The organism is Streptomyces spectabilis, assembly GCF_008704795.1.
Lineage (GTDB): Bacteria > Actinomycetota > Actinomycetes > Streptomycetales > Streptomycetaceae > Streptomyces > Streptomyces spectabilis.
The window spans coordinates 3,975,106-3,996,012 of the sequence record NZ_CP023690.1 but is presented as its reverse complement, the minus strand read 5'-3'; the positions used below and the strand labels follow the sequence as shown (position 1 = coordinate 3,996,012).

Genomic DNA, 20,907 nt, shown 5'->3' with positions numbered 1-20,907 from the left:
CGGGTTCACGCCTTCGCCTCCCCGCCGCCGTCGCCTTCCTGCTCCTTGTGGGTCAACTCGGCGCGCCGATCCTCCAGTTCGTGCTGGTGCTCCATGGCGTCGAGGCGGTCGGCCTCCAGCATCTCGTGCACGGAGTTCATCAGCGTCTCCATGTCGACGACGCCCGTGTACTCGCCGCGCCGCCCGGTCACGGCGACCCGGCCCGCGTTGTCGGTGAGCACCGCCTCCAGGGCGTCGCGGAGCGTGGCGTCACGGGTCACCGTGTCGTGCACGAGGGTGCCCGCGCGGGCCAGGGAGCCCCTGGCGCGCATCAGGTCGCCGCGCCTGAGCCACTTGTAGGGGCGGCCGCGCTTGTCGAGCAGGAGCAGTTCGTTGGTGCCGCTCGCGCGCAGCTTGTCGAAGATGAGCTGGAGCGGGTCGTCGACCGTCACCGTCGGCACGTCGGCCATCTCCACGTCGCGTACGCGCGTCAGGTTCAGCCGCTTCAGGGCCGCGCCCGCGCCGACGAAGCCGGACACGAAGTCGTCGGCCGGGTTGGTGAGGATCGCCTCGGGCGTGTCGAACTGCGCGATGTGCGAGCGCTCGCGGAGCACCGCGATGCGGTCGCCCAGCTTGATGGCCTCGTCGAAGTCGTGCGTGACGAAGACGATGGTCTTGTGCAGCTCGTGCTGGAGCCGGATCAGCTCGTCCTGGAGGTGGTCGCGGGTGATCGGGTCGACCGCGCCGAACGGCTCGTCCATCAGGAGCACGGGCGGATCGGCCGCCAACGCCCGCGCCACGCCCACGCGTTGCTGCTGGCCGCCGGAGAGCTGACGCGGATAGCGGCCGTGGAACTCGGCCGGGTCGAGCCCGACCAGGTCCAGCATCTCCTCGACCCGGGACTTGATCCGCGCCTTCCCCCAGCCCACCATCTTCGGTACGAGCGCGATGTTCTGGGCGACCGTCATGTGCGGGAAGAGGCCCGAGGACTGGATGGCGTAGCCCACCTTGCGGCGCAGCTTCACCGGGTCGATGTCGGTGACGTCCTCGCCGTTGATGCGGATGCGGCCGCTGGTCGGCTCGATGAGCCGGTTGATCATCTTCAGGGTCGTCGACTTCCCGCAGCCGGACGGGCCCACGAAGATGACGATCTCACCCGCCTTGATCTCCATGTTCACGCTGTCCACGGCCGGTTCGGCGCTGCCCGGGTAGCGCTTGGTGAGGCTCTCAAGGTCGATCGTCGCGCCGGTGGTGGCGGAGGAGCCGCCCGTGGGGGCGGGCGTGGTCGCGGTGGAGCCCGCCTGGTCGGCGGTCGCGCCCGGCGCGCCGGGCGCGGGCGACGGGGTGGGCCTCTCCGGAGTCTCAGACACGGATCCCCCTCGGAATCGTCAGACGGCCGATCAGGACGTACGCGGCGTCGAAGAGCAGCGCCAGGACGATGATCCCGAGCGTGCCCGCGAGTACTTGGTTGAGCGCGTTCTTGCTGCCGAGCGAGGCGATGCCGCGGAAGATCTCGTTGCCGAGCCCGGGCCCCGAGGCGTAGGCGGCGATCGCGGCGATGCCCATCAGCATCTGCGTGGAGACCCGGATGCCGGTCAGGATCGGCGGCCACGCCAGCGGCAGCTCGACGCGCACGAGCCGGTGCAGACGGGACATCCCGATGCCCTTGGCCGCGTCCACCAGGGTGGGGTCGACGCCGCGCAGGCCCACGATGGAGTTGCGCACGATCGGCAGCAGGCCGTACAGCGTCAGGGCCGTCACCGTCGGCGCGACGCCGAGGCCCACGACCGGGATCAGCAGACCGATCATGGCGAGCGACGGGATGGTCAGGATCGTGGAGGTCGCGGTCGTGGCGAGGTTGCCCGCCCACTCGCTGCGGTACGTCACCACACCGATCAGCACGCCGATGACCGTGGCCACCACCATGCACTGGAAGACCGCGCTGGCGTGCTGGTACGCGTCCGTCAGCAACTGCTGGTGACGGTTGCCGAGGTAGTCCCAGAAGTTCACCGTGCCGCTCACCTCGCGGGGTGCGCCCAGACGGCGCGGGGAGTCTCCCCGCGCCCGCGTGCGTCGTACGGGTGGATCACGATCCGCGCGGCGTGCGCCGGTGCGTGCTCGGTGTCTACCCGGTGTGCCGCCCTACTCCCTACCCACGTCGCCCGTGCCGTCAGCCGCCGGACGCCTGCTCCACCAGCGGGATGATCCGCAGCGGAACGGGGTTCTCCATGACGATCGCCGTGGAGGCCCGGACGATGCCATCAAAACCCACCACCCGGTCGATCACACGTTGGAGATCGGCGTTCGAGCGGGCCACCAGGCGGCACAGCATGTCGCCGTGCCCGGTGATGGTGTGCAGTTCGAGGACCTCCGCCACACCCGCCAAATGCGCCCGTACGTCGGCGCCCTGGCCCTGTTTGATCTCCAGGGTCGCGAACGCCGTGACCGGGTAGCCGAGCGCCGTCGGGTCCACCTGGGGGCCGAAGCCGCGGATGACTCCGTTCGACTGAAGGCGGTCCATGCGGGCCTGCACCGTGCCGCGCGCGACGCCGAGCCTGCGGGACGCCTCCAGGACGCCGATCCGCGGCTCCCGCGCGAGCAGCACGATGAGCCTGCCGTCCAGATGATCGATCGTCATGCCGCCTCCGAAGTAGTCATGATGTACAGAACGCCCGGCGCTTCCAGGCCTCAGCTATGCAGATTGCCCAGCGATTACGCGAACTATTGCGCATCTTGCGGTTCGGCGGGAGCCTCGGAGTATGACTCAGACCACACACACCACGCCCGAAACCGCGCGCGAGGCCGACCCCTTCCCGGTCAAGGGAATGGACGCGGTCGTCTTCGCCGTGGGCAACGCCAAGCAGGCCGCGCACTACTACTCCACGGCGTTCGGCATGAAGCTCGTGGCCTACTCCGGACCGGAGAACGGCAGCCGCGAGACCGCCAGTTACGTCCTGGAGAACGGCGGCGCGCGGTTCGTCTTCACCTCCGTCATCAAGGCCTCCACCGACCGGGGCGCCTTCCTCGCCGAGCACGTCGCCGAGCACGGTGACGGCGTCGTCGACCTCGCCATCGAGGTGCCGGACGCCCGCGCCGCGTACGCGTACGCCGTCGAGCACGGCGCGCGCGGCATCGACGAGCCGTACGAGGTCAAGGACGAGAACGGCACGGTCGTCCTCGCGGCCATCGCGACGTACGGCAAGACCCGCCACACCCTGGTCGAGCGCAAGGGCTACGACGGCCCGTACCTGCCCGGCTTCGTGTCCGCGTCGCCGATCGTCGAGCCGCCCGCCAAGCGGACCTTCCAGGCCATCGACCACTGTGTGGGCAACGTCGAGCTCGGCAAGATGAACGAGTGGGTCGGCTTCTACAACAAGGTCATGGGCTTCACGAACATGAAGGAGTTCGTGGGCGACGACATCGCGACGGAGTACTCGGCGCTGATGTCGAAGGTGGTGGCCGACGGGACCCTCAAGGTGAAGTTCCCGATCAACGAGCCCGCCATCGCCAAGAAGAAGTCCCAGATCGACGAGTACCTGGAGTTCTACGGCGGCGCGGGCGTCCAGCACATCGCGCTCGCCACGAACGACATCGTCGCCACGGTGCGCACCATGCGCGCGGCGGGCGTGCAGTTCCTCGACACCCCCGACTCCTACTACGACACGCTGGGCGAGTGGGCCGGGGAGACGCGGGTTCCCGTCGAGATCCTGCGCGAGCTGAAGATCCTCGTCGACCGGGACGAGGACGGCTATCTGCTCCAGATCTTCACCAAGCCGGTCCAGGACCGGCCGACCGTCTTCTTCGAGATGATCGAGCGGCACGGCTCGATGGGCTTCGGCAAGGGCAACTTCAAGGCGCTCTTCGAAGCGATCGAGCGCGAACAGGAGAAGCGCGGCAACCTCTGACCGGGGCTCTCCCACCCACCCGCCCGTAGCACCCCGGCTTTCGCCCGCCCGGCCCCGACGCGGAGCGCCGCCCCTGGTCGGTCGGGTGCCCACCGCTACCGCGGCGGACGCTTTCCCACCCACCCGCCCGAAACTCCGTGGCTTCGCCGGGCCGGGTGGGGGCGGGTGGGTGGGACCGCCCTCGGCTCCCCGCTGTGGGCAATCGTCCCGCAGGGCGGGACGGGTGGGCACAGCGCCAGGTGCCGCTCAGCGTCGCGACGGGGCCCGGCTCGGGGTGGGGAGCTTCGGGATCGGGGCTCCCGGTGGGGCGTGGACCTGGGCGGGGCCGCCTTCGGGCGGGTCGCCCAGGGCCTCCAGGGCGCGGTGGGCGGCGGCGGACCCCAGCGGGGAGAAGTACGGGTTCACCCGCAGGGCCTCCGTGAGGTGGCGCCGGGCGGCCCCGTACCGCCCCAGCTCCCGCTCGATCTCCCCCCGGTGAAAGGCGAACGCCGCACTCCGCGGCCCCTTCTTCATCGCCCGCTCCGCCAGCTCGAGCCCGGCCTCCGGGTCCCCGGCCCGGTGCAGCGCCCACCCCAGCGCGTCCGCGTTCTCCGGACTCCCGTGCCGCGCGAACTCCGCCCGGAGCCGCCGCACCGCGGCCTCCGGGTCCCCGTGGTCCGCCTCGAAGAGCCCGAGCACCCGCTCGTCGTTCACGCCCCCGCGCCCGGCGTCCCGGACCCGCGCCCGCAGCAGGTCGTACTGCGCCCGCGCGGCCGGCATCAGCTTCAAGGACTCGTACAACTCGCCGAGCTCCAGGGCGTACCGGGGCTCGGGCCACTTGGCGAGCGCGCTCCGATAGGCCCCCAGCGCCTGGGACGTGCGGCCGAGCGCGGCGAGTGCGCGCCCCTTGCCCGCGAGCGAGGGATGGTGCCCGGGCTCCGCCGCGAGCGCCGCGTCGAAGTAGCGCAGCGCCTGCGCGGGCTCGCCCCGCTCCCAGGACAGCTCCCCGACCCGGTGCAGGCCCGCGGCCCGCTCGGCGGGGCCCTCGGCGAGCGCCGCCGCGTCGGCCAGGGCGGCCGCCGCGTTCTCGCGCCACCCCCGGTCGCGGTAGACCGTCCCGGCGAGGGCCCGGACGGCGGCGCCGGACCTCAGCTTCTGGAGCGTCTCCAGGGAGCGGGTCACGCCCTTGGCGTCACCGAGGCCCCGGTAGGCCTCGACGAGCGCCGGATACGTCGTCCACCGCTTCGGCGCGAGCCGCGCCGCCCGCTCGCCCCAGGTGCGCGCCGCCCGGTAGTCGTGCCGCGCGTTGGCGAGCGCCGCGAGCCCGGCGAGGGCGTCCACGTTCCCCTCGGGCCGCGCCTTCAGGGACGTGCGCAGCGCGTGCTCGGCCTTCGGATAGGACATGAAGTCGCCCGTGCGCGCGCCGCGTTCGACGTACGCGGAACCGAGCACCGCCCACGACTGGTCGTCGCCGGGGTGCGCCCGCAGATGGGCCTCGCGCTCGCCGATGAGGGCGGCCAGATCGGGCAGCGAGGCCGGGACGCCGGTGCCCGCCGCGGCCAGGGCCCGCCCGGCGGGACCCGGGGCGGGCGGCGCCGCCCGCTCGCCCGAGCGCGGCACCAGGACGAGGAGGCCGCCGAGCACGAGGGCGCCCGCCACGGACGCGGCGACGGCCCAGTGGAGTCCGCGCCGCCGCGGCCGCCGCTCCTCGGCGAGCCCGTCGAGCAGCCGGGCCACGGACGCGGCGGGCCCGAGGGCCCGGGCCCCCGCGGGGGTCTCGGCGGGTCCCTCGGCCGGATCCTCGGACGCGCTGAGCTTCTCCGTCTCCATGGCGCTCACTGTGCGTCAATACGAAGATCGCGTCGCGGCACGCGAAGGGCGTCGCACACGGGTTCACACCGATGGCCCCGAGTGCGAGGCTGTGATCATGAGCAGCGCCCTCATCGAAGCCCTCCGGGCGGGCCTCCCCGCCGACGCGGTCCTCACCGACCCGGACGTCACGTCCTCGTACGCGCACGACATGGCGAGCTTCTGCGCGGCGGGCAGTCCGGCCGCGGTCGTCCTGCCCCGCACCGTCGAACAGGTCCAGCACGTCATGCGCACGGCCACCGAGCTGCGCGTCCCGGTCGTGCCGCAGGGCGCCCGCACCGGCCTGTCGGGCGGGGCCAACGCCAGCGACGGCTGCGTCGTGCTCTCGCTCGTCAAGATGGACCGCATCCTGGAGATCAACCCCGTCGACCGCGTCGCCGTCGTCGAGCCGGGCGTCGTCAACGCCGCCCTCTCCCGCGCGGTCGCCGAGCACGGCCTCGCCTATCCGCCCGATCCCTCCAGCTGGGAGACGTGCACCATCGGCGGGAACATCGGCACCGCGTCGGGCGGCCTGTGCTGCGTGAAGTACGGCGTGACGGCCGAGTACGTCCTCGGCCTCGACGTCGTCCTCGCCGACGGCCGCCTCCTGCGCACCGGCCGCCGCACCGCCAAGGGCGTCGCCGGATACGACCTGACGCGCCTGTTCGTCGGCTCCGAGGGCAGCCTCGGCATCGTCGTCCGCGCGATCCTCGCGCTCAAGCCGCAGCCGCCGCAACAGCTCGTCCTGGCGGCCGAGTTCGCCTCGGCGGCCGCGGCCTGCGACGCCGTCTGCAAGATCATGGAGGGGGGTCATGTGCCCTCGCTCCTGGAGCTGATGGACCGCACGACGATCCGGGCCGTCAACTCCCTCGCCCACATGGGCCTGCCGGAGACCACGGAGGCCCTGCTCCTCGCCGCCTTCGACACCCCGGACCCGGCCGCAGACCTCGCCGCCGTCGGCGCCCTGTGCGAGGCGGCGGGCGCCACCCAGGTCGTCCCGGCCGAGGACGCGGCCGAGTCCGAACTCCTGCTCCAGGCCCGCCGCCTGTCCCTCACCGCCCTCGAAGCGGTCAAGGGCACCACGATGATCGACGACGTCTGCGTGCCGCGCTCCCGGCTCGGCGACATGCTCGACGGCGTGGAGCGCATCGCCGACAAGTACGCCCTGACCATCGGCGTCTGCGCGCACGCGGGCGACGGCAACACACACCCCACCGTCTGCTTCGACGCCGCCGACCCCGACGAGTCGCGGCGCGCCCGCGAGTCCTTCGACGAGATCATGGCCCTCGGCCTCGAACTCGGCGGCACCATCACCGGTGAGCACGGCGTCGGCGTCCTCAAGAAGGAGTGGCTGGCGCGCGAACTCGGACCCGTCGGCGTCGAGATGCAGCGTGCCGTCAAGGCCGCCTTCGACCCGCACCACCTCCTCAACCCGGGCAAGCTCTTCTGAGAGCCCTCGCTCTCACCCACCTCCGCGGTGGGCACCCCCGTGACGCCCGTGCTCACTCACCGTCCTTGGACTCGTCAGAGGGCCACGGGTCCCGCAGCCACAGCTCGTCGGCGCGGCCGGGGGTGGGGGCGAGCAGCTCGGCGAGGCCGTCGTCGATGCCGAGCCGCTCGGCCTCAGAGCCCGGAGGGACCACCCGCAGGGTGCGCTCCAGCCAGGCCGACACGGCGGGTGCCGGCGCCTCCAGGAGGGCGTCCCCGTCCGGGGAGCTCAGCGCCATCAGGACCACGGACCGCCCCTCGACCTTCGTCGGCCACACCCGCACGTCGCCGTGGCCGCACGGCCGGAACACCCCCTCCACGAGCAGCTCCCGGGCGAACGTCCAGTTCACCGGGTTCTCGGAGCCGATGTGAAAGGCGATGTGGATGGCGTACGGGTCGTCGGTCCGGTAGCTGAGCCTGGCCGGGACGGGGATCGACCGCTCCGGCGAGAGGACGAGTTTCAGCTCCAGCTCGCGTTCCACCACAGTGTGCATGTCGCTCGCGCTTCCTTCCTCTGTTCTGTGTTCCGTGCGGACCCGGAACAGGCCCGCAGAGAGTCAGAGCGCGAGGAGCGCCGGGCATTACGCGACTTCGGGAAAGTTTTTCGGAGAACTTTCGAAGGGGTTCGTACGGGCTCGTGCGGGATCCCGGTTCGAGGGCCGCGCGAGGCCCCCGCACCGGCTCCGCGTACGAGGCCGGGGAGGAACCGTGCACGGAAGGGGGCGGTGCGGCGGGACCCACCCGGCGGGGCGCGCCGGTCTGATAGATGTGGAGCCTCACACGACCCCCGAGCAGATACGGGACGACGGACATGAGCGCCCCAACCCCGGCCCCCGGCGACGACAGGCCCCGCGAGGGCTACTACCCCGATCCGTCCATCCCCGGGTACGTCCGGTACTGGAACGGCGCCGCCTGGGTGCCCGGCACGAGCCGTCCTGCGCCGTCCGACGGCGAACCCCTGCCCGCGCCGCCGCGCTCGGCGACGGCCGCGGTGCCCGCGCCCGCCCCGCCGGTCGAGGAGACCGGGCCCGTCTTCTTCGACGAGGAGCCGGAGGGCGTCGCCCAGTCCGAGGAGGCGGGACCCGACGCGGGGCCCGAGCCCTCGTCGGCCTGGGGCGCGGACGCCGCCCGGCAGAGCGGGCTCGGCGGCGAGCAGGACAAGCGGGTGTCGTGGGGCGCGCCCGGGCAGCGCGACCCCAGGCTGCCGGTCGAGGCCGAGGCGCGCCCCGAAGCGGCCGCGCCGGGCGCCGCCCAGGGCACCGCGCACCGCGTGCCCGCGCAGCCGCGGCCCGAGGACGCGGCGCAGCCCCCCGGCGTCAAGCAGGGCGCCCCGCTGTCCCCCTCCGGCGAGGGAACGGTCACCTTCCGGCGCCCCACCGGACCGGTGAAGCCCGGGGGCCCCGGCACGTCAGGGCCGGACGGCGGCACCGAGGGCACGATGTCGATCAGGGCCCTGCGCCCCAAGCCGGCGCCGGGGTCCGCCGCGTCCGCTGCGCCTTCTGCGCCCGCCGCGCCTTCTGTGCCTTCGCCTTCTGTGCCTTCTGCGCCTTCCGTGCCGCAGCAGGGCGGTGCCGCCGGAAGCGGGGGAGTCGTGACCTCCGGGCCCGGCGGCGGCTCCGCCTCCTGGGCCCAGCAGGTGCACCAGCTCGCGCAGCCGCCCGCCGCCGCCCCGCAGGGCGACGTACCGGTCGTGCCGTGGAAGCCGGTGGCCACCGACCCGTTCGCGGCGGCGGCCCAGGCGCAGGCCGAGGCGCGGCCCGCCGCGCTCGGCAAGCGGCTCGTGGCACGGCTCATCGACACCGTCGTCCTCGCCGCGGTCACCGCGGGCGCCGCGCTGCCCCTCGGCACCCGGGCCGCGGACCACATCGACAGCAAGATCGACGCGGCGAAGCTGTCCGGCGAGAAGGTCACCGTCTGGCTGCTCGACGGCACCACGGCGGGCTACCTGGGGATCGTCCTCGGGGTGCTGCTGCTGTTCGGCGTCCTGTACGAGGCGGTGCCGACGGCCAAGTGGGGCCGCACGCTCGGCAAGAAGCTGTGCGGCATCGAGGTGCGGAGCATCGAGGGGAACGGGGCGCCGTCCTTCGGGGCGGCCCTGCGGCGCTGGCTCGTGTACGCCGTGCCCGGGATCCTGGCGGTGGGCGTGGTCGGGGTGCTGTGGTGCCTGGTCGACCGGCCGTGGCGGCAGTGCTGGCACGACAAGGCCGCGAAGACCTTCGTGGCGTCCTGACCGGGAGCGCCTCGCACGGGGCACGGGGAACCGCGCGCCCAGCCACGACGGACTCCCACCCACCGGACGCCATGGTGCGGCACTCTGGTGGGTAACCCGGACAGCCGCTCATCACATGCAGGGACTTCCACTTCGAGGTGCACTCACCCCATGAGCACCGAACCGCCGCCCTACCCGACCGGACCGGACCCCGACGACAACGATCCGTTCAAGAAGCAGCCGCCCCCGCCGGGCAGCGGCGCGGGGTCCCCCTACGACACCCCGCCGCCGGGCGCCGGAGGCCCGGGCGGCGGCGCCCCGCCCCCGCCGCCCTACGGCGGCGACCCCTACGGCGGCCAGGACCCGCTCTCGGGCATGCCCCCGCTGGCGGACAGCGGCAAGCGCGTCCTCGCCCGCATCATCGACATGGTCCTCGTCGGCATCGTCGTCTGGGCGCTCTCGTGGCTCTTCGGCACGCACGAGTACGACCTGGACCCGGACAAGGTGGACGCGGGCAAGTCGTTCGGCCAGTCGCTGCTCGCCGCCGTGCTGTACATCGCGTACGACAGTTACTTCATCTCCAAGTCCGGCCAGACGCTGGGGAAGAAGTGGCTGGGCATGCGGGTGGCGAACCTCAACGACGGGGCCACGCCCACCCTCCAGTCGGCGCTCGCCCGCGCCGCGGTCCTCTGGGTGCCGTTCGCGTTCTGCTGCGCGTGCGTCTGGACGGCGATCTGCGGCGGCTGGAGCTTCTTCGACAAGCCGTACAAACAGGGCCTGCACGACAAGGCGGCCAAGACCGTGGTGGTCAGCACGGGCTGAGCGGCCCGCGGCGGCGGGTCGGACGCGAGGCCGCCGGGCAGGCGGAGGCGACGCCCGCGCGGCAGGGGCGCTCGTCAACCGGCGGGTTCGTGAGGGTGGTTCACGAACCCGCCGGTTCTGTATGCGTTTGTCCGTGGGGAGCCGTCAGGGTCCGGCGGGTTCCCGTACGGAGGCGGAGGCCGTGGCGGCCCGGTCCCGCGCCGGCCCGGGCGCGATGACCGTGCGCCGGGCCGGGACCTGGTGCGCGGCCGGGGCGGCGGCGGTGGCCCCGCCCCGCGCCGGTTTCGGCAGCGGAACCGTTAAGGCGACGAGCAGTCCCAGCCCGAGCGCGGCAAGGGCTATGACCGCGATTCCCGGTGGTGACGTCGCCTGCGAGAGCAGCAGCATGGCGAGGGTGGAACAGATGACGGTCGCGGAACCATACGAGAGCTGTGCGACGGTCGGACGAGGCATGGGGCGAGACATGGCGTGATCCGTCCTCGGGACAGCGGATGCGGGGGTGATCCTGGGGCTATGGGGGTTGTGGGTGGGGCATAGCGGAACGTATACGAATCGAAGGGGGCCTTTTGGCGTCAGCTTGGATGCCTTGCTGAGCACCCGCGCCTGCCGTTGATTTGGCGCCGTTCTCCAGGGTCTGGCTCTATTTGCCTGCATGCCCGAGGCGACCGTGTGGTAAGCGTGACCTTACCCACGGTGCCGAGGCACGGGGGGCGCATAGATTCATGCATTCCATCAACTGGACGGTCGCACGCGCCGGTTGACGATGCAATATGCCGCTCGGTCGTGCCGCGGCCACACGCCGCATGCGTCCGGATACTGGACAAGCGGGTCTGCATAGAGCATTTGGCCTGTTCAAGTCAAGGTCTGTCTTTTCTCTTCACCCTCCGGTCGAATGTCGTCACTTATGACGCGCTTACCGCGCGCGGACCTCCTTGACCGGGACCCCTCCGGTCCGCGGCGGGCGCGGGGGAGGAATCCATCAAGTGAGACTCAAGAGACGGACGTTCCGTGCGGCGGCTGCCGCGGTCGCGGTGGCCGCGGCCACCGCGACGTTCTCGGCATACGGGGTGGCGGCTGCCGACGACGGCGCGAAGGCGCCCTCGGCCAAGGACGGGCAGGCCGTTGACCGCCGCGACCCGGCGGACGCCAAGACGGGCGTCGACCACGACCTGGACGGGCCCTTCAGCAAGCAGCAGGCCCAGCAGCGCAGGGCGGCCCTCGAACAGGTCGTGTCGGGCGAGGCCGAGGTCGAGAAGCGCGGCGGATCCAACGTCGTCAAGCTCGACGACAAGAAGTACGTCGAGCTGGGTCGCGAGAAGACCGACAAGATCTTCACGATCCTGGTGGAGTTCGGGGACAAGGTGGACGACACCACCCTGTACGACCCGGACGGTCCCGACGGCCCCCAGCAGCCGGTCAAGAAGTACGGCGGCGAGCCCGGCCCGCAGCACAACAAGATAGCCAAGCCGGACCGTGCGAAGGACAACAGCACGGCCTGGCAAGCCGATTACAACCGCAAGCACTTCCAGGACCTGTACTTCGGCAAGGGCAAGGACAGCAAGGGCAAGACCAAGCACTCGCTGAAGACGTACTACGAGAAGACCTCCTCCGGGCGCTACTCCGTCGAGGGCACGGTCTCCGACTGGGTCAAGGTCGACTACAACGAGGCCCGTTACGGCTCGAACTACTGCGGCGACACCAACTGCGCCAACGTCTGGGACGCGGTGCGCGACGGCGTCACGGCCTGGGAGAAGGACCAGAAGGCCAAGGGCCGCACGGACGCCCAGATCAAGGCGGACCTCGCGAAGTACGACAAGTGGGACCGCTACGACTTCGACAACGACGGCAACTTCAACGAGCCCGACGGCTACATCGACCACTTCCAGATCGTCCACGCCGGTGAGGACGAGTCCGCGGGCGGCGGCGCCGAGGGCACGAACGCCCTGTGGGCGCACCGCTGGTACGCCTACGGCGACGACGCGGGCAAGACGGGCCCCGGCAACAACAAGTCGGGCGGCACCCAGATCGGCAAGTCCGGCATCTGGGTCGGCGACTACACCATGCAGCCGGAGAACGGCGGCCTCGGCGTCTTCGCCCACGAGTACGGCCACGACCTCGGCCTGCCGGACCTGTACGACACCACGGGCCCGGGCGCGGCCGGTGAGAACTCCGTCGGCTTCTGGTCGCTGATGTCGGCCGGCTCCTGGCTCGGCACCGCCAAGGACGCGATCGGCGACCTGCCCGGCGACATGACCGCCTGGGACAAGTACCAGCTGGGCTGGCTCAACTACGCCAAGGCGAAGGCCGCGACGAAGTCCACGCACAAGCTGGGCGTCGCCGAGTACAACACCCGCAACAAGCAGGCGCTGCTCGTCAAGCTGCCCAAGAAGTCGGTCACCACGACGGTCGTGAAGCCCACCGAGGGCGCCAACCAGTGGTGGAGCGGCCAGGACGACGACCTCAGGAACACCCTGACCCGGTCCGTCGACCTCACCGGCAAGTCCAAGGCCGAGCTGTCCCTGGACGGCTGGTGGGACATCGAGCGGAACTACGACTACCTCTACGCCGAGGTCTCGACGGACGGCGGCGCCTCCTTCACGCCGGTCGACGGCACCGCCGACGGCAAGCAGATCACCCGTGACGGCGGCGACAAGCCCGCGCTCACCGGCTCGTCGACGAAGTACCAGAAGCTCGTCTACCCGCTCGACGCCTACGCGGGCAAGAAGATCGACGTCCGCTTCCGCTACGCCACGGACGGCGGCACCTCGCTCAAGGGCTTCACCGCCGACCAGGTCACGCTGACCGCGGACGGCGCCAAGCTGTTCACCGACGGTGCCGAGAACGGCGACAACGGCTGGAAGGTGAAGGGCTTCTCGCGCATCGGCGAGTCCTTCACGAAGAAGTACGACCAGTACTACCTCGCCGAGAACCGCCAGTACGTGTCGTACGACAAGACCCTCAAGGCCGGTCCGTACAACTTCGGTTTCGCCTCGCGCCCCGACTGGGTGGAGCACTACCCGTACCAGACCGGCCTGTTGGTCTGGCAGTGGGACACCTCCCAGAAGGACAACAACGTCAGCAAGCACCACGGCAAGGGTCTGATCCTGCCGGTGGACGCGCACGCCAAGCCGCTGAAGTGGAAGGACGGCTCGCTCCTGCGGAACAAGATCCAGCCGTACGACGCGCCGTTCTCGAAGTACCGCACCGACGCCTTCACGCTCCACAACGCGGACGTCGCGCTGAAGCTGAAGTCGCGCGCGGGCGTCTCGGCCTTCGACGACCACAAGGGCACCTACTGGTACCCGGAGAACCCCACGGGCAGCGTCAAGGTCACTGACACCAACACCAAGATCCAGATCGTGAAGCAGCCGAAGGACGGCTCCTCGATCACGGTCCGGGTGGGCCCCTCCGTGCGATAGTTTCGCATTCGCCCAGGTCAGAGGCGTATTTCTGACCGGACGGCCGTCGCCCTCTAGCGGGCGGCGGCCGTTCGTGTTTAGGTGCGTGCTGTGGATTCCTTATTGACGCGACGTCTCACGGGGGTGTGACACAGCATGGCCGCAGGAGGCTTCTGCAAGCTGCCGAACGGCAGTGTGGTGGTGGCGCTGACCCTTCCGAGCCCGGGCCCCTCGGCGGGCGCGCGGGTCCGGGTCCTGGTGCACGCCGTGAACCGGGCGCGGGCCCTGACCCGGCTGCGGAACCTCGGCCTGCGGGCGGTGTACCTCCGCGGCAACGCGGAGCCCCCCACGCCGGACGAGGTCACGGCGGTCCTCCACCACCCCGACGGCCTCATATGGCGCACGGCCCCCGCCCAGGGCGCGCAGGAGCTGTGGCACCCGATCAGGGCCCTCCTGCGCCGGGGCGCTGCGGCATAGCCCTGGCGGGCGGCACCCGGCTTGATCGGCCTTCGGCCTCGTCCTCAAACGCCGGACGGGCCGAAAGATCTCCGGTGCGGGCCTGGGGCGCCCCGCGTGGGCTACACCACCGGCTTGCCCGTCAGCTCGACGCCCGCGGCGCGGAGCTCCTCCAGGGCCCGTTCCGTGGTGGCCTCGGCGACCCCGGCGGTGAGGTCCAGCAGGACGTGGGTCCGGAAGCCCTCCCGCGCGGCATCGAGCGCGGTGGCCCGCACGCAGTGGTCCGTGGCGATCCCCACCACGTCCACCTCCCGCACCTGCCGCTCCCGCAGCCACCGCGCCAGCGGCATCCCGTTCTCGTCGGTCCCCTCGAAGCCGGAGTACGCCGCCGAGCGCTCCCCCTTGGAGAAGACGGCGTCGACGGCCCCGGAGGCCACGGCGGGCGCGAAGTTCGGGTGGAAGCCGACGCCCTCGGTCCCGGCCACGCAGTGCGGCGGCCAGGAGTCGACGTAGTCGGGCTCGGCGGAGAAGTGGTCGCCCGGGGCGATGTGGTGGTCACGGGTGGCCACGACGTGGCGGTAGCAGGCCGGGCTCTGGCCGATGAGGTCGGTGATGGCGGCGGCCACGTCCGCGCCGCCCGCCACCGCGAGGCTGCCCCCCTCGCAGAAGTCGTTCTGTACGTCTACGACGATCAGGGCGCGGCGCATGGCGGGTGTCCTTCGTTAGCTGGATGAACCGAGCGTAGAGACTTCACGACCGTTGCGGGAGGGGGCGTCGGCGCCCGGACCCGGGCTCACACGAACTCCGTGGGGATGACGGCCTCGCCCCGCGACAGCTGGGTGGCCGACAGCGGCAGCGAGGCCCGCGCCGCCGCGTGCCGGTCGCGGACGGTGTCCAGGGGCTCACGGGCGAGCACCTCGCCGCCCTTGATGAGCTCGACGTGCAGCTGGTGGTCGACGAGGTCCGCGGGCACCGGGCCGGTGCCGACGACCTCGGCCTCGGCGGCCCCCTGGGCGTCGGGGCGGCGCGCGGCCCACTTGCGGCCGCCCAGGGACGACTTGGCGCCGAGCGACTTCTTCGCGACCGGTTCGAGGGGCGCCTTCGGATCGGCGGAGCGGGCGCGGGCGACCAGCTTGTAGACCATGGAGCAGGTGGGGTGCCCGGACCCGGTGACGAGCTGGGTGCCCACGCCGTACGCGTCCACGGGCGCCGCCGCGAGCGAGGCGATGGCGTACTCGTCCAAATCGGAGGTGACGACGATCCGGGTGTCGGTGGCCCCGAGCTCGTCCAGCTGCTGCCGCACCCGGTGCGCGACCAGGAGGAGGTCGCCGGAGTCGATGCGGACGGCGCCGAGGTCCGGGCCCGCGATCTCGACGGCCATGCGGACGGCCTCGCCGACGTCGTAGGTGTCGACGAGCAGCGTCGTGCCGCGGCCGAGGGAGTCCACCTGGGCGCGGAAGGCGTCGCGCTCGCTGTCGTGGACGAGGGTGAAGGCGTGTGCGGAGGTGCCGACGGTCGGGATGCCGTAGCGGAACCCGGCGGCGAGGTCCGAGGTGGTGGTGAAGCCGCCCACGTAGGCGGCCCGGGAGGCCGCGACGGCGGCCAGCTCGTGGGTGCGGCGCGCGCCCATCTCGATCAGCGGCCGCCCGCCCGCCGCGGAGGCCATCCGGGACGCGGCCGCCGCGATGGCCGAGTCGTGGTTGAGGATCGAGAGGATCACGGTCTCCAGGAGCACGCACTCCGCGAAGCTGCCCTCGACCCGCAGGATCGGGGAGCCGGGGAAGTACACCTCGCCCTCCGGATAGCCCCACACGTCCCCGCTGAAGCGGTAGGAGGCGAGCCACTGGAGCGTCGGCTCGTCGACGACGCCGCGCTCGCGCAGGAAGGAGAGGACGTCCGCGTCGAAGCGGAAGTTCTCGACGGCGTCCAGGACCCGGCCGGTCCCGGCGACCACTCCGTAGCGGCGGCCCTCGGGCAGGCGGCGCGTGAACACCTCGAAGACCGAGCGGCGGTGCGCGGCACCGGACTTGAGGGTGCCCTGCAGCATCGTCAACTCGTAGTGATCCGTGAAGAGCGCAGTCGACGGCACGTCGACCGGAAGCCCCAGATCATGCTCCCCAGAGTTCATATGACGGATGCTACCCCTCATCTCGTCACTCTGACGATTTCGGGGGTCCGTTTGTGCGATGGGGCCCGGCGGGTGGCAGCATGGGACAAGTGAGTAGCGCGGCTCCTGCAGAGATCACCCGCCCGGACGCGGACGAAGAGACCTTCGCCGTCCCCGAACCCGACGTCCCCTGGATCACCCTGGTGCACAACGACCCGGTGAATCTCATGAGCTACGTGACGTATGTCTTCCAGACGTACTTCGGGTACTCCAAGGACAAGGCGACCAAGCTCATGCTCGACGTCCACCACAAGGGCCGCGCCGTCGTCTCCGCGGGATCCCGCGAGGAGATGGAGCGCGACGTGCAGGCGATGCACGGGTACGGACTGTGGGCGACCCTCCAGCAGGACCGGAAGTAGCGACGCGACCCATGCCAGGACACTTCGAACCGATCCCGGGGGGCGGCGCGGCCGTCGCGCTCGACGAGGTCGAGATCTCCATCATCCGCTCCCTCGCCGTGCAGCTCCTGGAGCTGATCGGCCCCGGCGACGAGCCCGCGGGCGACGACGGCGACCTCTTCGCCGAGCTGTTCGCGCCGGGCCCGAGCGAGCCGCCCGCCGACCCGGTGCTCAAGCGGCTGCTCCCGGACGCGTACGGCGGCCCCGGCAGCGAGGGCGCCTCCGAGGCGCAGGCCGCCGAACTGCGTTCGTACTCCGCGGAGTTCCGCCGCTTCACCGAGAACGACCTGCGGGCGCGCAAGCGGGAGGACGCCCTCGCGGTGATCCGCTGCCTGGACGCGCTGACCGTCGCGGGCGAGGGCGGCGCCGTCCTGAAGCTGTCCGTCGACGACTCGCGCCGCTGGCTCGGCGCGCTCAACGACCTGCGGCTCGCGATCGGCACCCGCCTGGAGGTGACCGACGAGGAGGACACCGACATCCTCTACCGCCTTCCGGACTCCGACCCGCGCAAGCCGATGGTGATGGCGTACCTCTGGCTGGGAGGCCTCCAGGAGACCTTGGTCGACACCCTGACCGGGTGAGGCGCGATCCGGCCGGGCGTGAAGTTCTTCCGATGGCCGGTGTGAAGGTTTTCTGTCGGACCGGGTGACGGTTTCCCGGCGTCCGTGTGACCTCTTCTTGAAGATCGTGGACGTTCGCTCAACGGACGCTCAAATCCGGATAACGATCGCGTCACCACACTGTCCGTGTATGCAGGCCAATGGGAGCTTTGTCCGCTTCTTCCTGTGGTGTGCACCACAACTGACTCATTCGATCACTGTGACGGTCGTGATAAATGTTCACGACCGCTCGGTGACGCCACCCATGTCGCCGACGGCACGCCAGGGGCCGACAGACCGTCGGCGGCACTCCATCACCATTCGGGGGATCACGACCTGGTCCGCGGCGAAACCGCAGTTCGCGGCGCGGATCAGCATGGAGAAAGGCGTCACCATGACCTCAGTGCAGGTCGAAGAACACGGCGACGGGCACGTCGGCAACGAGGCCGTGGCGGGCGCGGACGCGTCCGGCGAGAACGAGGGCTATCAGCGCGGGCTCGGTGCCCGGCAGATCCAGATGATCGCGATCGGCGGTGCCATCGGCACCGGCCTGTTCCTCGGCGCGGGCAAGGCCATCCACAAGGCCGGTCCGAGCCTCATCCTGGCGTACGCCATCGCGGGCCTCGTCATCTTCTTCATCATGCGCGCGCTCGGCGAGCTCCTGATGTACCGGCCCGTGTCGGGCTCGTTCTCGGAGTACGCCCGCGAGTTCGTCGGCCCCTTCTTCGGGTTCGTGACCGGTTGGACGTACTGGCTCTTCTGGGTCGTCACCGGCATCACCGAAGTCACGGCGGCCGCCCAGTACATGCAGTACTGGACACACGGCTCCGTTCCACAATGGGCCTACGCGCTGATCTTCACCGTCATCCTGTACGGCGCCAACCTCATCTCCGTGAAGCTCTTCGGTGAGCTGGAGTTCTGGTTCTCGATGGTCAAGGTCACGGCCATCATCGGCATGATCCTGATCTGTGCCGGCATCCTCACCATCGGCTTCTCCGACGCCGGTGACACCGCGTCCGTCTCGCACCTGTGGGACAACGGCGGCTTCTTCCCCAACGGCATCGGCAACACGCTGATGACCCTCCAGATCGTGATGTTCGCCTTCCTCGCCGTGGAGCTGGTCGGCGTCACCGCGGGTGAGTCCAAGGACCCGAAGAAGACCCTGCCCAAGGCGATCAACACCGTGCCGTGGCGCATCGCCGTCTTCTACGTCGGCGCCCTGATCATGATCCTCTCGGTCGTGCCGTGGACGCACTTCCAGCCCGGTGTCTCCCCGTTCGTCGCGGCCTTCGAGAAGATGGGCCTCGGCATCGGCGCCGCGATCGTGAACTTCGTGGTCCTGACGGCCGCGCTCTCCTCCTGCAACTCGGGCATGTACTCCACCGGCCGCATGCTGCGCGACCTCGCGCTCAACGGCCAGGGCCCGAAGTTCTTCACCAAGCTCACCAAGAACGGCCTGCCGCTCGTCGGCACCACCGCCTCCGCCGCGCTCATGCTCGTCGGCGTGTGGATCAACTACCAGTGGCCGGGCGAGGCGTTCAACTACGTCGTCTCCTTCGCCACGATCTCCGGCATGTGGGCCTGGATCATGATCCTGGTCTCCCAGATCAACTACCGCCGCAAGGCCGACCGCGGCATCGTCCCGCAGTCCACCTTCCGCGCCCCGGGCGCCCCGTACACGAGCTGGTTCGCGCTCGCCTTCATCGGCATGGTCATCGTGATGATGGGCATCGACAAGGACGCGCGGATCTCCCTGTACTGCGCCCCGATCTGGGCCGCCATCCTGTGTGTGTCCTACCTGGTCCTCAAGAGCCGCAACCCTGAGGCTGCGGCCTTCAAGAAGCGTGAGCATGGCGCCGCTGCCGCGACGCCTGTCACCAAGGACTGACCTCTCAGCGCTTCGCTGGATCTGCGGGCCGTCTGTGGCTGGTCGCGCCCACGCGGCGGAGCCGCATGGAGACGCAGTCCCGCGCCCCTTCGGGGCGCTGCCCACGATGCGGGCCGTCGTGTACCACATGGTGGTACGCGGCGGCCCTTTCGTACGTCCGTGCTGCTTATCCTGGCCCACATGCTGACCATCACCCAGGCCCTGCGCGACGAGATCGTCGCGCACGCGCGCAAGGACCACCCCGACGAGGCGTGCGGCGTCGTCGCGGGCCCGGCGGGCACGGACCGCCCCGAGCGGTTCGTGCCGATGCTGAACGCGGCCCGCTCGCCCACGTTCTACGAGTTCGACTCGTCGGACCTGCTCAAGCTCTACCGCGACCTGGACGACCGCGACGAGGAGCCCGTCGTGATCTACCACTCGCACACGGCCACGGAGGCCTACCCCTCCCGCACGGACATCTCGTACGCGAACGAGCCCGGCGCCCACTACGTCCTGGTGTCCACCGCCGACGCCGACGACGCGGGCCCCTTCCAGTTCCGCTCGTTCCGCATCGTGGACGGGGAGGTCACCGAGGAGGACGTCCAGGTCGTACAGGCATACTGATCCCGACCTTCGAGGCGGCAGGACCCCAGGAAGCCGGTGTGAGTCCGGCGCGGTCCCGCCACTGTGACCGGCACGCGCGCGTGCCGGGAGTCAGGAACTGACCTGCCGCCTCCTCCCACTTGACGCAGGGGACGCGGAAATCCCCTGGAGGAGGACCGCACAGTCATGCGCATCCGCGTGCTGCTCGTCGCCGCGGCGACCCTGCTCCCGCTCACGGCCTGCTCGTCGTCGTCCGGCGACGACGACCCGGCCGGGAAGCCCAAGGCGGCCGGATTCCCGTACACCGTCACCAACTGCGGTGTGAAGACGACGTACCAGGCGCCCCCCGAGCGCGCCGTCCCCATGAACCAGCACGCCACGGAAGTCCTCCTGGAACTGGGCCTCAAGGACCGCATCGCCGGGACCGCCTACCTCGACGACAAGGTGCTCCCCGCCTACGAGAAGGCCTACAAGGCCCTGCCGGTGCTCGCCAAGGAGTACCCCTCGTACGAGAAGCTCCTCGCCGCGAACCCCGACTTCGTCTACGGCGGCTACGCGAGCGCCTTCGCCGCGGGCCAGGGCCGCTCCCGCGAGGCCCTCGCCAAGTCCGGCGTCAAGAGCCGTCTGAACATCGAGGGCTGCGCCAAGAAGCCCGTCACCATGGACGACGTCTACCGCGAGGTGCGCGAGACCGGTGCCACCTTCGGCGTCCGCGACCGCGCCGAGAAGTGGGTGCGCGCGGCCGAGGCCGAGCTGGCCGGCGCCGCGAAGAGGGCCAAGGGCGCCAAGGCCCCGTCGGTCTTCGTCTACGACAGCGGCGACAAGACCGCCTTCACCGCGGGCGGCAAGGGCATCGGCAACGACATCATCGAGCGCGCGGGCGGCCGCAACGTGATGGCCGACCTCGACAAGCCCTTCGGCGACGCCTCCTGGGAGACGGTGGTCGACCGCCGCCCCGACGTCGTCCTCATCTACGACTACGGCGCGATGACCGTGGCCCAGAAGAAGAAGCGCCTCCTCGACGACCCCGCCCTCAAGGACGTCCCCGCCATCAAGAACAAGCGCTTCGCGGTCCTTCCCCTGTCGGACGTGGTCCTCGGCGTACGCGCACCAGGGGCGGTGAAGAAGCTCTCGGAGCAGCTGCGGTGACCCCCGCCGAGAGGCTTGCCGGGCCACCCGGCAAGGTCCG

The 20,907-nt window shown here is 71.0% G+C and carries 20 protein-coding genes and 1 riboswitch; of the genes, 11 read left to right on the top strand and 9 right to left on the bottom strand.

Features of this window, described 5'->3' with window-relative positions; all coding sequences use genetic code 11:
• Positions 1-5: 5 nt before the first annotated feature.
• From CP982_RS17320 to CP982_RS17310, 3 genes are all read right to left on the bottom strand, one after another.
• A complete protein-coding gene (locus CP982_RS17320) occupies positions 6-1,349 on the bottom strand; it encodes a betaine/proline/choline family ABC transporter ATP-binding protein (protein ID WP_184925504.1) in 1,344 nt (447 codons plus the stop codon).
• Positions 1,342-1,989 (bottom strand): ABC transporter permease, encoded by a 648-nt coding sequence (locus CP982_RS17315; RefSeq protein ID WP_150511369.1) that lies wholly within the window; start codon positions 1,987-1,989, stop codon positions 1,342-1,344. The genes CP982_RS17320 and CP982_RS17315 overlap by 8 nt, the downstream gene beginning before the upstream one ends.
• A 160-nt stretch (positions 1,990-2,149) precedes the next feature.
• Positions 2,150-2,617 carry an Lrp/AsnC family transcriptional regulator gene (locus CP982_RS17310; protein WP_144003696.1) on the bottom strand — a complete coding sequence of 156 codons (468 nt, stop codon included), beginning with the start codon at positions 2,615-2,617 and terminating at the stop codon, positions 2,150-2,152.
• Positions 2,618-2,738: 121 nt separating this feature from the next.
• Between CP982_RS17310 and hppD the strand changes: the two genes are divergently transcribed.
• Entirely contained in the window at positions 2,739-3,884 is a 1,146-nt protein-coding gene (gene hppD, locus CP982_RS17305) for a 4-hydroxyphenylpyruvate dioxygenase (protein WP_150511368.1), read from the top strand.
• A 246-nt stretch (positions 3,885-4,130) separates the two neighbouring features.
• Here the strand turns inward: hppD and CP982_RS17300 are convergent, their stop codons facing one another.
• On the bottom strand, positions 4,131-5,693 hold the full coding sequence (locus tag CP982_RS17300; protein WP_150511367.1) for a tetratricopeptide repeat protein: 1,563 nt from the start codon (positions 5,691-5,693) through the stop codon (positions 4,131-4,133).
• Positions 5,694-5,790: 97 nt separating this feature from the next.
• On the opposite strand from CP982_RS17300, the gene CP982_RS17295 reads away from it, so the two are divergent.
• Positions 5,791-7,161, top strand: a complete 1,371-nt coding sequence (locus tag CP982_RS17295) for an FAD-binding oxidoreductase (RefSeq protein WP_150511366.1) — start codon at positions 5,791-5,793, stop codon at positions 7,159-7,161.
• 52 nt (positions 7,162-7,213) lie between these two features.
• On the opposite strand, the gene CP982_RS17290 is transcribed toward CP982_RS17295, so the two are convergent.
• Positions 7,214-7,693, bottom strand: a complete 480-nt coding sequence (locus CP982_RS17290) for an SsgA family sporulation/cell division regulator (protein WP_144003692.1) — start codon at positions 7,691-7,693, stop codon at positions 7,214-7,216.
• Between the two features lie 317 nt (positions 7,694-8,010).
• Between CP982_RS17290 and CP982_RS17285 the strand changes: the two genes are divergently transcribed.
• Positions 8,011-9,429, top strand: coding sequence for an RDD family protein (locus CP982_RS17285; RefSeq protein WP_150511365.1), 1,419 nt, complete (start codon positions 8,011-8,013; stop codon positions 9,427-9,429).
• 150 nt (positions 9,430-9,579) lie between these two features.
• Positions 9,580-10,230: an RDD family protein gene (locus CP982_RS17280; protein WP_150511364.1), complete on the top strand. Its 651-nt coding sequence runs from the start codon at positions 9,580-9,582 to the stop codon at positions 10,228-10,230.
• A gap of 144 nt (positions 10,231-10,374) precedes the next feature.
• Here the strand turns inward: CP982_RS17280 and CP982_RS17275 are convergent, their stop codons facing one another.
• Positions 10,375-10,683 carry a hypothetical protein gene (locus CP982_RS17275; protein ID WP_150511363.1) on the bottom strand — a complete coding sequence of 103 codons (309 nt, stop codon included), beginning with the start codon at positions 10,681-10,683 and terminating at the stop codon, positions 10,375-10,377.
• Positions 10,684-11,213: 530 nt separating this feature from the next.
• Between CP982_RS17275 and CP982_RS17270 the strand changes: the two genes are divergently transcribed.
• A complete protein-coding gene (locus CP982_RS17270) occupies positions 11,214-13,649 on the top strand; it encodes an immune inhibitor A domain-containing protein (RefSeq protein ID WP_150511362.1) in 2,436 nt (811 codons plus the stop codon).
• 135 nt (positions 13,650-13,784) lie between these two features.
• Positions 13,785-14,105 carry a hypothetical protein gene (locus tag CP982_RS17265; protein ID WP_150511361.1) on the top strand — a complete coding sequence of 107 codons (321 nt, stop codon included), beginning with the start codon at positions 13,785-13,787 and terminating at the stop codon, positions 14,103-14,105.
• A gap of 101 nt (positions 14,106-14,206) precedes the next feature.
• On the opposite strand, the gene CP982_RS17260 is transcribed toward CP982_RS17265, so the two are convergent.
• Positions 14,207-14,791, bottom strand: coding sequence for an isochorismatase family protein (locus CP982_RS17260; protein ID WP_150511360.1), 585 nt, complete (start codon positions 14,789-14,791; stop codon positions 14,207-14,209).
• A gap of 86 nt (positions 14,792-14,877) precedes the next feature.
• Entirely contained in the window at positions 14,878-16,212 is a 1,335-nt protein-coding gene (locus tag CP982_RS17255) for a nicotinate phosphoribosyltransferase (protein ID WP_150511359.1), read from the bottom strand.
• A gap of 80 nt (positions 16,213-16,292) precedes the next feature.
• Here CP982_RS17255 and clpS point away from each other — a divergent pair, with 80 nt between their 5' ends.
• On the top strand, positions 16,293-16,610 hold the full coding sequence (gene clpS / locus CP982_RS17250) for an ATP-dependent Clp protease adapter ClpS (protein ID WP_150511358.1): 318 nt from the start codon (positions 16,293-16,295) through the stop codon (positions 16,608-16,610).
• Between the two features lie 11 nt (positions 16,611-16,621).
• Complete coding sequence (locus tag CP982_RS17245; protein WP_150511357.1) at positions 16,622-17,230, top strand: DUF2017 domain-containing protein; 609 nt, start codon at positions 16,622-16,624, stop codon at positions 17,228-17,230.
• A gap of 258 nt (positions 17,231-17,488) precedes the next feature.
• Here the strand turns inward: CP982_RS17245 and CP982_RS41760 are convergent, their stop codons facing one another.
• On the bottom strand, positions 17,489-17,644 hold the full coding sequence (locus tag CP982_RS41760; RefSeq protein ID WP_161624867.1) for a hypothetical protein: 156 nt from the start codon (positions 17,642-17,644) through the stop codon (positions 17,489-17,491).
• Between CP982_RS41760 and CP982_RS17240 the strand changes: the two genes are divergently transcribed.
• The 3 genes from CP982_RS17240 (at position 17,643) to CP982_RS17230 (ending at position 20,867) form a co-directional block, all read left to right on the top strand.
• Complete coding sequence (locus CP982_RS17240; RefSeq protein ID WP_150511356.1) at positions 17,643-19,136, top strand: amino acid permease; 1,494 nt, start codon at positions 17,643-17,645, stop codon at positions 19,134-19,136. The two genes, CP982_RS41760 and CP982_RS17240, sit on opposite strands and share 2 nt — an antisense overlap.
• Positions 19,137-19,316: 180 nt before the next feature.
• Positions 19,317-19,739: a M67 family metallopeptidase gene (locus CP982_RS17235; RefSeq protein WP_144003682.1), complete on the top strand. Its 423-nt coding sequence runs from the start codon at positions 19,317-19,319 to the stop codon at positions 19,737-19,739.
• A gap of 2 nt (positions 19,740-19,741) precedes the next feature.
• Positions 19,742-19,859, top strand: a riboswitch (cobalamin riboswitch).
• A gap of 45 nt (positions 19,860-19,904) precedes the next feature.
• Positions 19,905-20,867, top strand: coding sequence for an ABC transporter substrate-binding protein (locus CP982_RS17230; protein WP_150511355.1), 963 nt, complete (start codon positions 19,905-19,907; stop codon positions 20,865-20,867).
• Positions 20,868-20,907: the final 40 nt, after the last annotated feature.

Coding starts and splice junctions, on each gene's coding strand:
- CP982_RS17230 (WP_150511355.1), top strand. CDS start 19,905: ATGCGCATCCGCGTGCTGCTCGTCGCCGCGGCGACCCTGCTCCCGCTC.
- CP982_RS17280 (WP_150511364.1), top strand. CDS start 9,580: ATGAGCACCGAACCGCCGCCCTACCCGACCGGACCGGACCCCGACGAC.
- CP982_RS17245 (WP_150511357.1), top strand. CDS start 16,622: ATGCCAGGACACTTCGAACCGATCCCGGGGGGCGGCGCGGCCGTCGCG.
- CP982_RS17240 (WP_150511356.1), top strand. CDS start 17,643: ATGACCTCAGTGCAGGTCGAAGAACACGGCGACGGGCACGTCGGCAAC.
- CP982_RS17260 (WP_150511360.1), bottom strand. CDS start 14,791: ATGCGCCGCGCCCTGATCGTCGTAGACGTACAGAACGACTTCTGCGAG.
- clpS (WP_150511358.1), top strand. CDS start 16,293: ATGGGACAAGTGAGTAGCGCGGCTCCTGCAGAGATCACCCGCCCGGAC.
- hppD (WP_150511368.1), top strand. CDS start 2,739: ATGACTCAGACCACACACACCACGCCCGAAACCGCGCGCGAGGCCGAC.
- CP982_RS17285 (WP_150511365.1), top strand. CDS start 8,011: ATGAGCGCCCCAACCCCGGCCCCCGGCGACGACAGGCCCCGCGAGGGC.
- CP982_RS17275 (WP_150511363.1), bottom strand. CDS start 10,683: ATGCCTCGTCCGACCGTCGCACAGCTCTCGTATGGTTCCGCGACCGTC.
- CP982_RS17235 (WP_144003682.1), top strand. CDS start 19,317: ATGCTGACCATCACCCAGGCCCTGCGCGACGAGATCGTCGCGCACGCG.
- CP982_RS17295 (WP_150511366.1), top strand. CDS start 5,791: ATGAGCAGCGCCCTCATCGAAGCCCTCCGGGCGGGCCTCCCCGCCGAC.
- CP982_RS41760 (WP_161624867.1), bottom strand. CDS start 17,644: ATGGTGACGCCTTTCTCCATGCTGATCCGCGCCGCGAACTGCGGTTTC.
- CP982_RS17255 (WP_150511359.1), bottom strand. CDS start 16,212: ATGAACTCTGGGGAGCATGATCTGGGGCTTCCGGTCGACGTGCCGTCG.
- CP982_RS17310 (WP_144003696.1), bottom strand. CDS start 2,617: ATGACGATCGATCATCTGGACGGCAGGCTCATCGTGCTGCTCGCGCGG.
- CP982_RS17300 (WP_150511367.1), bottom strand. CDS start 5,693: ATGGAGACGGAGAAGCTCAGCGCGTCCGAGGATCCGGCCGAGGGACCC.
- CP982_RS17290 (WP_144003692.1), bottom strand. CDS start 7,693: ATGCACACTGTGGTGGAACGCGAGCTGGAGCTGAAACTCGTCCTCTCG.
- CP982_RS17265 (WP_150511361.1), top strand. CDS start 13,785: ATGGCCGCAGGAGGCTTCTGCAAGCTGCCGAACGGCAGTGTGGTGGTG.